This window comes from Collinsella aerofaciens, assembly GCF_039062315.1.
GTDB lineage: Bacteria > Actinomycetota > Coriobacteriia > Coriobacteriales > Coriobacteriaceae > Collinsella > Collinsella aerofaciens_BG.
Genome location: NZ_JBCJBG010000004.1, coordinates 1 through 14649, shown reverse-complemented (window position 1 = coordinate 14649; position 14649 = coordinate 1). Strand labels below are relative to the sequence as shown.

11 protein-coding genes and 2 tRNA genes are annotated in these 14649 nt (G+C 56.8%); 12 read left to right on the top strand and 1 reads right to left on the bottom strand.

The genetic code is table 11. The annotated features are described in order from the left end of the window. Positions 1–3: 3 nt before the first annotated feature. Positions 4–222: a hypothetical protein gene (locus tag ABCP74_RS02950; protein WP_022094153.1), complete on the top strand. Its 219-nt coding sequence runs from the start codon at positions 4–6 to the stop codon at positions 220–222. A gap of 66 nt (positions 223–288) precedes the next feature. Here ABCP74_RS02950 and ABCP74_RS02945 read toward each other — a convergent pair whose 3' ends face one another. Continuing rightward, on the bottom strand, positions 289–3720 hold the full coding sequence (locus ABCP74_RS02945) for a SpaA isopeptide-forming pilin-related protein (RefSeq protein ID WP_343000772.1): 3432 nt from the start codon (positions 3718–3720) through the stop codon (positions 289–291). Between the two features lie 297 nt (positions 3721–4017). Between ABCP74_RS02945 and ABCP74_RS02940 the strand changes: the two genes are divergently transcribed. From ABCP74_RS02940 to ABCP74_RS02890, 11 genes are all read left to right on the top strand, one after another. Beyond that, positions 4018–4092, top strand: a tRNA-Gly gene (locus ABCP74_RS02940). A gap of 425 nt (positions 4093–4517) precedes the next feature. Beyond that, positions 4518–5864 (top strand): adenylosuccinate lyase, encoded by a 1347-nt coding sequence (purB, locus tag ABCP74_RS02935; protein WP_161155898.1) that lies wholly within the window; start codon positions 4518–4520, stop codon positions 5862–5864. Positions 5865–5992: 128 nt separating this feature from the next. Continuing rightward, positions 5993–6256 carry a TIGR03905 family TSCPD domain-containing protein gene (locus ABCP74_RS02930; protein ID WP_117848466.1) on the top strand — a complete coding sequence of 88 codons (264 nt, stop codon included), beginning with the start codon at positions 5993–5995 and terminating at the stop codon, positions 6254–6256. Then, a complete protein-coding gene (locus tag ABCP74_RS02925) occupies positions 6256–7467 on the top strand; it encodes a twin-arginine translocation signal domain-containing protein (RefSeq protein WP_055310311.1) in 1212 nt (403 codons plus the stop codon). The genes ABCP74_RS02930 and ABCP74_RS02925 overlap by 1 nt, the downstream gene beginning before the upstream one ends. A gap of 153 nt (positions 7468–7620) precedes the next feature. Beyond that, the gene (locus tag ABCP74_RS02920) at positions 7621–8343 is read left to right on the top strand and encodes a response regulator transcription factor (protein ID WP_006236208.1); all 723 of its coding nucleotides are present in this window, start codon (positions 7621–7623) and stop codon (positions 8341–8343) included. 11 nt (positions 8344–8354) lie between these two features. Continuing rightward, positions 8355–9920: a sensor histidine kinase gene (locus ABCP74_RS02915; protein ID WP_040360026.1), complete on the top strand. Its 1566-nt coding sequence runs from the start codon at positions 8355–8357 to the stop codon at positions 9918–9920. Between the two features lie 118 nt (positions 9921–10038). Next, positions 10039–10917 (top strand): phosphoribosylaminoimidazolesuccinocarboxamide synthase, encoded by an 879-nt coding sequence (locus ABCP74_RS02910; protein WP_035136481.1) that lies wholly within the window; start codon positions 10039–10041, stop codon positions 10915–10917. Continuing rightward, complete coding sequence (locus ABCP74_RS02905) at positions 10918–11493, top strand: ABC-2 transporter permease (RefSeq protein WP_022093792.1); 576 nt, start codon at positions 10918–10920, stop codon at positions 11491–11493. 89 nt (positions 11494–11582) lie between these two features. Continuing rightward, positions 11583–12863 carry an aminopeptidase gene (locus tag ABCP74_RS02900; RefSeq protein WP_343000773.1) on the top strand — a complete coding sequence of 427 codons (1281 nt, stop codon included), beginning with the start codon at positions 11583–11585 and terminating at the stop codon, positions 12861–12863. Between the two features lie 28 nt (positions 12864–12891). After that, a tRNA-Lys gene (locus ABCP74_RS02895) sits at positions 12892–12967 on the top strand. 145 nt (positions 12968–13112) lie between these two features. Next, the gene (locus tag ABCP74_RS02890) at positions 13113–13910 is read left to right on the top strand and encodes a TraX family protein (RefSeq protein WP_161155892.1); all 798 of its coding nucleotides are present in this window, start codon (positions 13113–13115) and stop codon (positions 13908–13910) included. Positions 13911–14649 lie beyond the last annotated feature (739 nt).

The following is a 14649-nucleotide window of genomic DNA, read 5'->3' as shown; positions in this document are numbered from 1 at the left end:
AACGTGTTTTCGTATATTAAGCGCCATTGGCCTGTCTACGTGATTTTGACCTTGATTGCCATTGCGTTAGGATTTGGGGCTGCCTACATCGTGGGCGCAAAGGGCTCGACCCCCGCTTCCGCAATCAGCGAAGAGGTGGAGCAAGAACAGAGTACGGGTGCTGATGGGATTCCTGAGTCCGAGCAAGCAATCGTTGATGGTGGATCTTCGTCTGCAGAGTAGATACGGCGATTTACATGATTGAAAGCGGGTGAGCCGGGGGACTGGCTCGCCCGCTTTTTGATCGCGCTAGCGCTTCTTTGGGATCGACCTAAGGCGAGCGAACCATAGGGCTGCGGCACCCGAGGTCAGGAACGCGGTGATGCAAGCGGCGATGGGAACTGCTCCTGTTGCCGGTAGGTCCTGCGGTAGGGTACAGCGTTGAATGACACAGTCCTCGTCATGTGACTCAAGTTTATCGCCGCCGCCGTTGCGGCAAAGATCGACGCGTGCGCTGTTGGTGAGTGCAGTTTGGGGCGTATAAGCCGACGTTGCCTGCATGTGCACGACTGCGCCCCGAGCGTCTGTGCCAAGGATTGCTTTGGCATCGTCAAGGTCGTCGTGCTCATCTTTGAGATCATCGCGGGTCCAAGAATCCGCATCGCTTCGAGTCGTAAAGTCGGCGGCTACCGCACCGTATTCAATTCGAATGCCCGTTACGACGGTATTGGGTGTAAGGTCGAGCTCTTCCGCCTCGAGTGTGGTGGATTCCGTGGTCGAGACATCCGCCTTCCAGAGGCGCCAGCCGTCGTAATCGACGAGGCGACAGTCCTCACCAAGGCTCTCTTTTACTTCGTCGGACTCAAGCCAAGGATTTTCGTGCCCATCGTCAAGTGTCGCGTTTGCCGGCTCACCGACGTCTGTCGAGTCCAACGGCGTCGTGCGATACCATACGTTGCACAGACCGTTGAGGTCGCCGATGGCGACGGGGGTTTCGATTGAGATGAATCTCGCTGTGCCGTCTTTGGCGCACTCAAGATCATCGGTAATCGTAAACTCATCAACCCAAGTAGCGGAATCGTTTCGAGCATCGATGGTATAGGAGAAAAGCCCATCACTATTGGTTTGCGTCGTGGCGCGGTTTTTACCATCGCCGTTAGCCAACAGGCCCTTTTCGATAGGTTGGACAAGTTCCTGACGCTTGTCGACCTGTCCCTTGATCTCGATGGGCGCATCCTTCATCGCGACGGTTTGGACTTCTCCCGTATCCTTTATTTCAAACGTTATTTCCTCGGCAAGGTCATAGGTCCGCGGAGACATCATTTCGCGCAACGAGTAGGTGCCGGGTGCAAGATGTTCGACGCGGTGTGGCTTGTCGGATGAGGTCCAGGAGTCTATTTCGGTTTTATCGGGACCATATAAGGTGAGTTGTGCGCCTTCCACTTCCTGCTCACCGCTTGCATCGACCTTGGAGATATCAACCTTGGTGTAATCGTCGGATACGTTAAGCCGTGCTTCTACAACGGGTGTTTTCTGGTCGGCATAAGTAAGGTCGACAATATGGGTTGTCCGATCGAGCAAGAAGCCTGCCGGCGCTTGAGTCTCGACAACCTCGTAGCGTGCGGTGCCAAGTCCCAGCGGGAGGTTGTCCGCGCGTGCTTCTCCAGTTTCATCCGTCGTGACGGTCGCGACAGTCTCACCGTCGAGCGCGGCAATGCTACCGTCGGGGCGCACGATATCACCCGAGGCACGGATCTCAAAGACGGTGCCCGCGAGGCTGCTGCCGTCTATGGCATCGGTTTTAACGATCCTGATGTTTCCGGTCGCGGCGTGGTCATAATACGAGGCGACTGCAACGGGCGTTAGGTTCATGTCGGCGGGTATGTTTACCTCGATCTCTTCGCCGACAAGATAGGGCTCTTTGGCCGAGGTTTCGCGTACATAATAGGTGCCCGGCACGAGCGATTCGGGCAGTGTGACGGTCCCGGTCGCGTCAGTCGTAAAGGTGTCCATTACGTCATGTGCTGGATACCAGCAAGTTTGTGAGACAGGTTCGTGATTGCTGTCGAGGAGTTGGAAGGTGAATCCGGCTAGGGGAACAGAAGCGCCTGTTTGGGCATCGCGTTTTACAATCTGGAGATGCGTCGACAGAGCGTGGTTGTCCACGATATATTGAAGCTCGGCGCCGTCGGAAATCTGATTGGCCCCGACGGTCCATTCCCCTGCACGTTTAAAACCCTCGGGGACGGTTTCCGGAACCTCGCGAACCGTGTAGCCGGCACGGTCGTATGGGACGGCTCCGTGGACACCGGCGGGTCGCTTGCCTGTGCCGAACCATGCTTCGGGCTGATCTTTGGTGGAGGCAAAGCCATAGATGTTTGTGGTCAGTGTGCCAACAACCTGCTGAGAGCTGTTGCTGACAACCTCAAAGACAACACCACCCGCCGGCTGCTCCAGGCCGGATTGGTCGCTATTGCCGTAATCCTTGAATTTGGAAATCTCTAGGTTAAACGCAATGGGGATATCGGAAACGCGAGATTCGATCTCGACCACGCCTGAATCGCCGAGCTGGTCGGCTCCAACGGTATAGGTCCAGCTGTCGTTGGATGGCAGGTAGCCCTCGGGGGCTTTTGATTCGTAGATAGTAAAGGTTCCTAAGGGGACATCGGCGAGGGTGGCCCGACCGCTTTCGTCGGTCGTGAGGATTTGCGCCCATCCAGGGGTTGATTGCGACACACACGTGAACTCTGCTCCTGCGAGTGAAGAGCCTACCTGGGGGCCGGCATTCGTCGCGGTATCGAGTTTTACGATACGCAGGTTGATGGTGCCGGGCTGTTCATCAATGGCGACCCGCCCGCCGTCATTCCCCGTGGTAAAGGCGATGCGATCGTGGCGGGGGACATAGCCGGCCGGCGCCTTCGTTTCAACTAGGTAGTATGCTGTGTTGGGCAGAAGTGTTGCTTGCGCCCGACCGTTGCTGTCCATCTGGATGGTGCCAACACGTGCGTCGCTGGCGCTCTCAAAAACATCGAATGTTGCCCCGGCAAACTGATAAGTATTGTTTCCGCTGGTAATGGCAGCGTTTGCAGACTGCTTTTGGAAGGAAACAGAGACCGCCGGCAGTACATAGAGCATGTCCTGACGTTTGCTGCCGCCCGATACGGCTCCTAGATAGCGCCGCGCGCGGTGCGGAGCGGCTTTGATGCTTCCTGATTTTGCGCTGTCGTGGAGCCACCGCGCCGCCGCCACGACTTCATCGTCGGCGGTAAAGTGCCCGCTCTTGGTTTTGCCCTGAGCGGTCGTGTAAGAGTAGGTACCGTCGACATGGGTAGTGCCGTTGAGCATCCATACGGCAAGCTGGGTTGCGGCGCGGGCACGATCGGGTGAAAGATGGTAACCGCCAAACGACGTGGCGGTAGGATATCCGTGACAAACGATTGCCGCGAACTCGTCGTCGAGCCACACCCAGCCTTGATCAAAGTTGAGCCATGGGCCGCCCGGCTTGGTGGGGCCGGGGCGCTCCTGGTTCATGCAGTAGGCAATCGAGGCGTCTTGAGCTTCATACTTGCCGATGAGGAAGGGCCCACAATCATCGCTAATAGTGCGGAAGCCGAGCTGGTCGTAGCCATCGACGGCAAATGCGGCTTCCGGTGCCAGGCAGCCGAAAAGCAGGAAGAGGAGCAGGAGCAGCGGACCTGTTGCGATTGCGCTGTGGACAGAGTGCGTGGGTGCGTTGGACATGGCTGCTCCTTATCCCTCGTGCGCCGCACGGGGAGGCTGCGACGCGTAGGATGAGGCTACCCCCGAGGTTCATGCGGGTAAGTACCGGAGCCTGACCAAAAGCTTGCCCAATTCCTGACAAATTGAGCTCAAATACAACAATCAAGCAAAAGTGCAGGTAGAAGATAGGGAGAACAGGAAGTCAAAGGTCCTCGTCTCCACAATTGGCGTGATTTTCAAACGAATCTCCACAGCTAAAACAAGCATCACCACCCTTGTGTCGAACAAGACAACCGCGTTATACTAGCCAACACACAAGCGGGCATCGCCAAGTGGTAAGGCATCAGCTTCCCAAGCTGACACTCGCGGGTTCGAGTCCCGTTGCCCGCTCCAGCTAGAAGCACAAGCACGGCACCATTACGGTGCCGTGCTTTTTTCAATAAAGCGCCGGGACTCGAACCCGACAGGGTGCGAGCGTAAAGCAAACGCGAAGCGTTTGTAGCGAGCAGGCGAAGGCGCCGACAGGCGCCTGAAGCCGGTGCGGATTTGCGAAGCAAATACGCGGATGTCCCGTTGCCCGCTCCATCGAGTGCGGGAGACATGGGGACGGCCAATTCAACAAAGTCTTCCCCCGCGGCTTCGTGAGGCTGAGGGGCTCGCCTGAAGCCGGTGCGGATTTGCGAAGCAAATGCGCAGACGTCCCGTTGCCCGCTCCAATTCCAAAATGTTAGGTTAATGCCTGCTGCCCATACTTGCACCTGCGCACGGTACAATGGTTAGGTTACGACCAACGTGCCAATAACCAAAAAGGAGCCGCTATGATCGATCGCTATACCCGCCCGGAGATGGGACACATCTTCTCCCTCGAGAACAAGTACGCCATTTGGCAGGAGATCGAGGTTCTGGCCTGCGAGGCCCAGGCGGAGCTCGGCAAGATCGGTATTTCCAAAGACGAGGCCCAGTGGATCCGCGACCATGCCAACTTTGAGAAGGCGAAGGTCGATGAGATCGAGGAAGTCACGCGCCACGACGTCATTGCCTTCCTGACCAACATGAAGGAATACATCGATGCCGATGTTCCCGAGGGCGACCCCAAGCCCAGCCGCTGGGTTCACTATGGCATGACCAGCTCCGATCTGGGCGACACGGCCCTGTGCTACCAGCTCACCCAGGCCTGCGACCTGATCATCGAGGACGTCAAAAAACTCGGCGAGATTTGCAAGCGTCGCGCTTTTGAGGAGCGCAACACGCTCTGTGCCGGCCGCACTCATGGCATCCACGCCGAGCCGATGACCTTCGGCATGAAGTTTGGCTCTTGGGCCTGGGAACTCAAGCGCGATCTGGATCGTCTTGAGGACGCCCGCAAGAATGTTGCCTTCGGTGCTATCTCGGGCGCTGTCGGCACGTACAGCTCCATCGAGCCGTTCGTCGAGGAGTACGTCTGCGAGCACCTGGGCCTGGTCCACGATCCTCTGTCCACGCAGGTCATCAGCCGCGATCACCATGCCTACCTTGCCGGCGTGCTTGCCACTACAGCGGCCACCTGTGAGCGCATCGCTACCGAGGTTCGCAATCTACAGAAGACCGATACGCTCGAGGCCGAGGAGCCGTTCCGTAAGGGCCAAAAGGGCAGCTCAGCCATGCCGCACAAGCGCAACCCCATCACCATGGAGAAAGTCTGCGGTCTGTCGCGCGTCGTGAAGTCCAACGCCCAGGTTGCCTTCGATAACGTCGCCCTGTGGCACGAGCGTGACATTTCGCACTCCTCTGCCGAGCGCGTCGCCCAGGCCGATAGCTTCATCGCCCTCGACCACATGTTCCAGTGCCTCATCCGCGTTATCGACGGCCTGCAGCTGTATCCCGCCCGCATGATGGCCAACCTCAATAAGACCCGCGGCCTCATCTTCTCCTCCAAGGTGCTGCTCGCCCTCGTCGATACGGGCATCACCCGCGAGGACGCGTACGCCATTGTGCAGGAGAACGCTATGGTAACCTGGCACGAGGTACAGGATTGTGTCTCCGGCCCCACCTTTAAGGAGCGTCTCGAGGCCGACCCGCGCTGCACCGTCAGTCAGGAGAAGCTCGACGAGATCTTTGATCCGTGGGACTTCCTCACCCGTATCGACACGGTCTTTGATCGTCTGGAGCAGCTGAGCTTCGAGTAGGCTCGGGCATAACGTTAGCTTTTTAGGGCGCTTTGCTGGTAATGTGTGTTGCCGGCAAAGCGCCTCGTTGCATTTAGGGAAAGACGGGGATAATAGTCGTCTCGAATAACATTCTGAGAGGGGATCGCATGATTTCGTTTGATTACAAGCCTCAGGGCGTGTGTGCTCGCAATATTCACCTTGACCTTTCCGATGACGGCAACAAGGTGATGGGCGTTGAATTTACCGGCGGCTGCGACGGCAATCTCAAGGCTATCTCCAAGCTGGTCGAGGGCGCTCCTGCCGATCGCGTAATCGAGGTTCTCGCCGGTAATACCTGCGGTATGAAAAAGACCTCCTGCGCCGACCAGCTTACACGCGCTATCGAGGCCGCTCGCGCCGAGATCGCCTAATGGGTATCGCCGATCACATCAAGAACGGAATATCGCGTCGCGGCTTCGTACTCGGTGGGGCTGCCGCGGGCGCTGCCACGGTACTTGCCGGATGCTCGAAAAAAACGGGCACCAGCGATGATGCCGCCGGCGAGCCGCAGGTTATCAAGGACGATTCCAAGATCATCTCGATTACGGATGAGTACGAGGCAGTCGACATCGATCTTGAGCCGGCGGCGTCGTGGACGCTGCCTCTGGGTACGCTGCTGTACTACTGCGACGGCGATTACGCCGCGGCGATGATGGCGCCCGCATCGGCGCTGCACGCCAACACACTCGGTGTGCTCAACCTGGGTGATGGCTCGCTTACCACATTAATCGAGGATCCTATCGAGGGCACGGGATATGCATTCTACGATGTCCGTGCCGGCGACGGCGTATTCGCGTGGGTTGAGATGAACTTTGCCAATTCATCGTGGAAGCTCTACGCTCAAAATCTGTCGGGCGCTTCGCTCTCTGGCGACGTGGTTGAGCTCGATCGAGGTGGCAAGGACTATGATCCGCCCCTGTTCACGGCGTTCGGGTCATCGGTCATCTGGTATAAAATGCCTTCGGCAGGCGGCAATAAAACGAGTAGTGATTCGTTTTGCTATCGTCGCTCGCTTGATGAATCCAAGGCCGAGGTAATTTGGAAATCGACGGGCCGCTTTGCATCGGCCCCGCGCGCGAGCGACGGCATTTTGACCATCTCGCCGCGTGTCCGCAACGACGAGGGCGTCTACTACGGCATAACGGCAATCGATCTGACCGACGGCAACAACACCAAACGTGCCCAGCTAGTTCTTCCCTCGTCAGTCTCGCCTTTCGAGGCCGTATATATGGGCGATACCTTCGTGTTTTCTATCGAGGCGGCCTATAGTGGCGTGGGCAGCCTGGGCAACATGGGCACGTATATCGGTAATGAGGGAGGGCCGTATCTCTTCCTGTCCCGCGAGCCGCTTGCATGTGCGGCTGGCAAGAAGAATAAATACCTTGTTAAGGTACAGGCGTCGCATTTCCTGATCGACACCTCTGCCAAGACCTATGGCTCGCTGCTGTCGCCCGACCGCGCTTTGGAGTATGGCGATTATCCAGCTACGGCGGGAAAGTCGGACTCATTCCTTACGTACGCCACGGTGCGCAACAGCCAGGGTATACCAGAGACAGTCACTGCACGCCTATTCTCTCTTTAAGCTTAGAGGGGTTAAAAAGGCGCCAACAGGGGAATAAACGCGTTGTAATTGTGAGTACCGCCCGCCGAGCTGCCGCGTCATAGCGGCATCTGGCGGGCTCAGGTGCGTTAAAATGGGCTTGTTCTTAGCTAATTGAGACAGGGGGGCCGTGTTATGGCTTCAGATGCAAAAAAGATTCTGCTGGTCGAGGATGAGAAGGCAATCCGTGACGCCGTCGCTGCCTATCTCGAGCGCGAAGGCTACTGGGTTGTGGGCGTCGGCGACGGCCAGTCCGCGATCGAGGAGTTCGAGAAGCATCAGTTCGACCTGGTCGTGCTCGACCTTATGCTCCCCAAGATCCCCGGCGAGCGCGTTTGCCGCACCATTCGCGATACCTCGGATGTCCCCATCATCATGCTGACGGCTAAGGGCGAGATCGAGGACCGTATTATCGGTCTTGAGCTCGGCGCCGACGACTATCTGATTAAGCCGTTCTCGCCGCGCGAGCTCGTCGCCCGCGTTCGCGCTCTGTTCCGCCGTGCCCATCAGGCCGACGAGCCCGCCGTCGAGGTACTCGACTTCGGCGATCTGGTCATCGATATCTCGGGCCACAAGATCTTGGTCGAGGGCAAGGAAGTCGATCTGACGGCTTCCGAGTTCAAGCTGCTCACCACGCTTGCCCGCCATCCCGGCCGTGTGTATAACCGCATGGAGCTGGTCGAGAAAGTGCTCGGGTATGACTTTGAGGGCTATGAGCGCACTATCGATAGCCACGTGAAGAATCTTCGCGCCAAGCTGGGCGATGATCCCAAGAAGCCCAAGTGGCTCTACACCGTCCATGGTGTCGGCTATCGCTTCGAGGCTCCGGCCAAGACCGATAAGTCGGACGAGAAATAGGGAAATCACATATGACACCTGCGCGCTTTGAAATCGGACAAAAGCACAAGCAGGAGAGCGAGGCGGGTTCCAAGGCTAGTTGGAACACGCCTCGCTCCGATTCACGGCCAACGATGAGCTATCCCTCGCGCATGGCACTTGCTTTTGCTCTGACATCGCTCATGACAGTATTGGTGCTGGTGGGCGTTGTCTCTGTTGTGTGGGGCACGGTCTTTTCGGATTACACACGCTCCAATATCGTCGAAATCGCAAATTCCGCTGCCGAGAAGTTGGCAACCTCATATGAGGAAAACGGCTCTTGGACCGCGGGAGAACTGCGCACGGTCGCAACGTCGAGTTTGGTTTCCGACGATCTGGGCATGCAGGTCGTCAATAAAAAGGGCGTGATCGTTTATGACGATTCCTGGCCCTCGGCAAGCGCCACCGCCGATGTACGCGAAAACCAGGCTACGACCGACGACACGAGCGGCAAGAGGGCATCGCATAGCCCGGTCTCGTCTGCTCCAACCGACTCCGATAGCGTTGCTAACGTCGAGATTGTAACGTCTTCCGGCGAGCATGTCGGACAGGTAAAGCTGTGGGCCATCGGCTCCGACGCTCTGCTCACCAAGGCGGACTCTGCGTTTAGGGAGAAGACCTTTAACGCCATGGCCCTCGCCGCGGTTGTTGCAATCTGCATTTCGGTCGTTATCGGATCGCTCGTGTCGCGCATGCTCACCAAGCCGATTCATCGCATCACCAGTACCGCAAAGCAAATCCGTGACGGCGACCTGTCGGCTCGCACGGGACTGCGCGGTGATGACGAGATCGATCAGCTGGGTGAGACCTTCGATGAGATGGCCACTTCGCTCGAGAAGGATATGAAACACGAGAAGCGCCTGACCTCAGACGTTGCACACGAGCTTCGCACGCCGCTTATGGCCATGCTCGCAACGGTCGAGGCCATGCAGGATGGCGTGTATCCCACCGACGATGAGCATTTGGAAACCGTTGCTTCCGAGACGCGTCGCCTGGCTCGTCTGGTGCAGCAGATGCTCGACCTGTCGCGCATGGAAAACAGCACGGCTCCGCTCAACCTTGAGCCGGTGGACATGGTTCCTTTCGTGCGTTCCATCGTTAATGCCCAGGAGCGCCTGTTTGTCGACCGCGATCTGCGCCTGCGTTTTGCGGACGAGACCCAGGGTCACGACGATGTCGTCGAGGCCGATCCCGACATGATCACGCAATGTGTTATCAACCTCATGAGCAACGCCATGCGCTACACCCCCGAGGGCGGTTGGGTCGTGGTGTCGGTGCTCAGTGACCGCAAGCACGTCAGCATTGCCGTTTCTGATACCGGCATCGGTATTGCCAAGGACGATTTGTCGCGCATCTTCGGGCGGTTTTGGCGCGCCGATGCCAGCCGCGCCCGCGAAGCTGGCGGCCTGGGCGTTGGCCTCGCCGTGACCAAGCAGATCGTCGAGCGTCACCATGGCTACATATCCGTGGAGTCGGAGCTTGGAAAGGGTACGACTTTTACAATTCATCTGCCCCGCGAGCACACGGCAGACGCGGCATCTACTACAATGGAGCACTAGCTTTTCGTTATTCGGTGAAGGAGGGGCCGCGTCCCTGCCGCTCCGAGTTTGCGAAAACATGCGGGAAAGAACCCGCATTTCTGTCGTATTTAGGTAAGGAGTGACTCACGTGACAACGATGGAGCGTCGTCCGGATTCCCGTGGCAAGGTTCGTGATATTTACGATGCCGGTGAAAACCTGCTGATGGTCGCCACCGACCGCATTTCTGCGTTTGACTTCATTCTTCCCGACGAGATTCCGTTTAAGGGAGAGGTACTCAATCGCATCTCGGCATTCTGGTTCGATAAGTTTGCCGACATCGTCCCCAACCATCTCGTTTCCATCGACCCGGCGGATTTCCCCGAGGAGTTTGCTGAGTATCGTGACTACCTCGCTGGCCGCGCCATGCTGGTTAAGAAGGCCCAGACGATTCCTATCGAGTGCATCGTCCGCGGCTATCTGACCGGTTCGGGCAAGAAGACCTACGACGAGAACGGCACCGTCTGCGGCATCCAGCTGCCTGAGGGCCTGACCGAGGCTTCCAAGCTTCCCGAGCCGCTGTTCACGCCGTCCACGAAGGCCGAGATCGGTGACCACGACGAGAACATCTCGTTCGAGCGTTGCTGCGAGATCGTGGGCGAGGATATCGCCACGCAGATTCGTGACCTTTCCCTCAAGATCTACAAGGCTGCCGCCGAGTACGCCGCGACCCGTGGCATCATCATTGCCGACACCAAGTTCGAGTTTGGTGTTATTGATGGCAAGGTCACGCTGATCGACGAGTGTCTCACGCCCGACTCCAGCCGTTTCTGGCCTGCTGCCAGCTACGAGGAGGGCAAGATCCAGCCAAGCTACGACAAGCAATTCGTCCGCAATTGGCTCAAGGCCAACTGGGATATGACGGGGGAGACCCCGCACCTGCCCGCCGAGGTCATCGATGGCACGTCCGAGCGCTATCGCGAGGCCTTCCAGATCATCACGGGCTCCCAGTTCACAAGCATGAAGGAGAACGCATAAGTGAGTACCCGTAGCGCCACGAACAAGCGCACGCAATCCCACGAAGTTACCGGGGTTGCGCGCAAGTCTGCCGCATCTGCTAAGCCCGCCCGCCAAGCAGCGAGCTCCGTTCGCGTCGTGCCGGCTTCGTCTAAGGCACGCCGCAAAGAGCTCGAGAAGGGCGAGAACCTCGAGGGCCTCTCTAAAGAGGAGAAGCGCGCCCGCAAGGCTAAGCAGCGCGCCAAGGAGGACCGCATCTATACGGTGTCGAATATCCTCCTCAAGCAGGACGAGGACTACACCAAGCGCCGTCGCATCTGGTGGATTGTGCTCGCCATTGGCATGGTGCTCGTCGTGGCAATTTGGGCCTCGCTGTACTTCGCTCCCGCTGGCATGGTGTCCAGCCCTGTCCAGATGGTCGGCATTGTTTTGTCCTACGTCATCATTTTGGGCGACTTTATCTATGACTTCGCTCGTATTCGTCCCTTGCGCAACATGTACCGCGCGCAGGCCGAGGGCATGTCCGAGAACAAGCTCAATGCTCTTATTGAGCGCGCGGCTGCCGAGGAGGACAAGAAGGACTCCAAGAAGAAGTAGCGTTTGCATACATACTTATCGCTAAGATATAAGGCGCGTCGTTTTTGCGGCGCGCCTTTTTACTGTTCTATAGATAGATGGAGTGGCACATGATTCGAGCTGCCCTGACGGTCGAAGAGGCTCTGGAGGGCATGAAGGCCCTGGAGCCCAAGATTAAAAACTACGCGCGCCTGGTCGTCCGCAAGGGCGTAAACGTCAAGCCCGGCCAGGAGGTCGTCGTTCAGTCTCCGGTCGAGTGCGCGCCGTTTGCGCGCGTGGTGGTCGCGGAGGCCTATGCTGCCGGCGCCGGCCACGTGACGGTCATTTGGGCCGATGATGCCGTGACGAGGCTCACGTACGAGCATGTCGAGAAAAGCTATTTTGAGCAGACGCCCGAGTGGAAGCGCATGCAGCTGGATTCCTTGGCCCAGGATGGTGCCTGCTTTGTCTTTATCGAGGGTGCGGATCCTGCGGCCCTCAAGGGCATCGATCCAGCCAAGCCGGCCGCGGCATCAAAGGCGAGGAATACGCAGTGCAAAGTTTTCCGCCGTGGACTGGATTACAACATCAATCCGTGGTGCATCGCCGGCGCTCCGGTCGTGGCTTGGGCGCACGAGGTGTTCCCGGGAGACGCCGATGAGGTTGCAATCTATAAGCTGTGGAATGCGATTCTGCACACCGCGCGCGCCGATGGCCAGGACCCAGAGAGCGACTGGGAACTCCATGACGCCGCATTCGAAAAGAACCTGCGTTTCCTGAACGACAATCGTTTCGACTACCTGCATTACAACGCGGCAAATGGAACCGATCTGACGATTGGCATGACGAAAGGTCACGAGTGGGCCGGCGGCAAGGGCAAGACGCCCGATGGGCACCCCTTCTTCCCCAACATTCCCACCGAGGAAGTCTTCACTTCGCCCGATCGCATGCGCGCCGACGGTATCGTGTACTCGGCCATGCCGCTCATCCATCACGGCAATAAGGTCGAAGATTTTTGGATTAAGTTCGAGGGCGGCCGCGTGGTGGACTACGACGCCCGCGTGGGCAAGGCAACGCTCGCAAGTATCATCGATACTGACGAGGGCGCTGCTCACCTGGGAGAGGTCGCGCTCATTTCCAAGAACACGCCGATCCGCGAAAGTGGTGTTCTGTTCTACGATACGCTCTATGACGAGAACGCTAGCTGCCATCTCGCGCTAGGTGTCGGTTTCCCCGAATGCATCGATGGTGGGTATGACATGTCCAAGGAGGAGCTCCTGGAGCATGGCGTTAACGTCTCGAGCACGCACGTCGATTTTATGATCGGCACGGACGACATCGATATTACGGGCATTACGCCTGATGGACGTGAAGTTGTGATTTTCCAGAACGGCCAATGGAGTTGGGAATAGTCCCAGACCGTGGTACAATGCCACCCGCGGGCCGTTAGCTCAGCTGGCAGAGCAGGGGACTTTTAATCCCAAGGTCCAGGGTTCGAACCCCTGACGGCCCACCATAGAATAGAAAGCGATCGACTCCGGTTGGTCGCTTTTTTTGTTGCCGGTGCACGGGTTCGAACCCGTCGGGGCGCGGAGCGCCGCAGCGGCCGCCTGCGGAGCAGGCTGAACCCCCGACGGCCCACCCAAAGAAAGGAAAACGAAATGAAAACAGACAGATACGGAATTAGCGGCAGCACATTAAAGATAATAGCGGCCATTTCGATGGTTCTCGATCATGTAAGCAGGATCGTCCTGACCAATGGAATCATGACTCACACATCGTACAATCAGATATCAGACGAGCAGTGGGCGATTCTAAGCGAGGCTTCGGATGTGCTTCATGTTCTTGGCAGAATTGCATTTCCCTTATTTTGCTTTTTGATAGTTGAGGGATTTTTGCATACTCATGACATAAAGAAGTACCTGCGAAATATGCTTGTCTTCGCAATCATTGCGGAGCCCATATACGATTTCGTTCAAACCGGGCAACTATTCGACCTTCGGCAACAAAATGTTATGTGTGAGCTCCTGCTTTCCTTGGTCTTTTTGATTATTCTGGAAAAGATACAAAGTCTTTCAAAATGGAAGAGGCACATCGCAGAATTTGCTCTGATTGTTTTGATAGCACTGGCAGCTGAATACACTAAACTAGATGGCGGCGTGTATGGCATTCTGCTTGTGGCTGCATTCTATTTATTCCACGACAGCAAGGCCAAGATGCTCTTTGCTGCAGTATGCGCAGTGCTCCTTTCGTCATGCCATATAGTTGGCGGCGGATTTGAGTTTGCTACAGCTAATGTATTTAATCCTGATGTTGCTGCCGCGGTCGTTTCGTTGCTGCTTATCAATCTTTATAATGGCAAGCGAGGGCTGAAGCTGAAATACTTCTTCTACATTTTCTATCCGGCACATCTTGCTCTGCTTTATGGCGTCTCACTTATTGTTTTGAACTGTCTTTAATAACTCTCAAACAAGTCTCTGAAAGCAGAAACAAACTGACCCTAAGACTGCTTGTGAATTTCCGGAAGACCTGAGAGATGCGAGGATAGACAACGAGGGCTGCAGAAAGATGCTTCTCAGTTCTCTGGCGGATCGCACGTATCTGTATGAGGATCACTTCCGCACACTCATTAATAGCAGTGATAAACACGGCAGATCCTCAAAACATGGGGCTGCGGAGGTCGAACGATGCTTCGACAGCATGAATGGCAGCGAGAAAGTGAGTTCGGAAACATCCCTTGGATGCTCCACCATAGAACAGAAAGCGATCGACTCCGGTTGATCGCTTTTTTGTTGCCGGTGCATGGGTTCGAACCCGAACTTCTCTATATATAAGAACGCTTGGCGAACAAAACCTGCCTTTTACCGACGGGAAACAAATAGCTGATGCTTTTGGAGTAAAGTGGCGCTCCAGAGATGACCGATGCCTTAACACCTATAAACCAGCTGGTCATCGCCAATATCAGAAGCCAATGCTTCAGTTATAACCTCAGGGACGCGACTGAGGGACATATTCATTTGTGAACAAAATATGGAGTGCCAGATTCCCGCCCACGGCGCCCCTCCGGTCTGGCAATATATCTCCTTGCCGCGCGGCCCGGTCGGACCGGATGAGCCGCAAAGCGTGCACCTTGAGAACCGGATACTGCGAGGATGGACACACAAGCTGTGTCGCATCCGGGCAGACATCGAACCATTT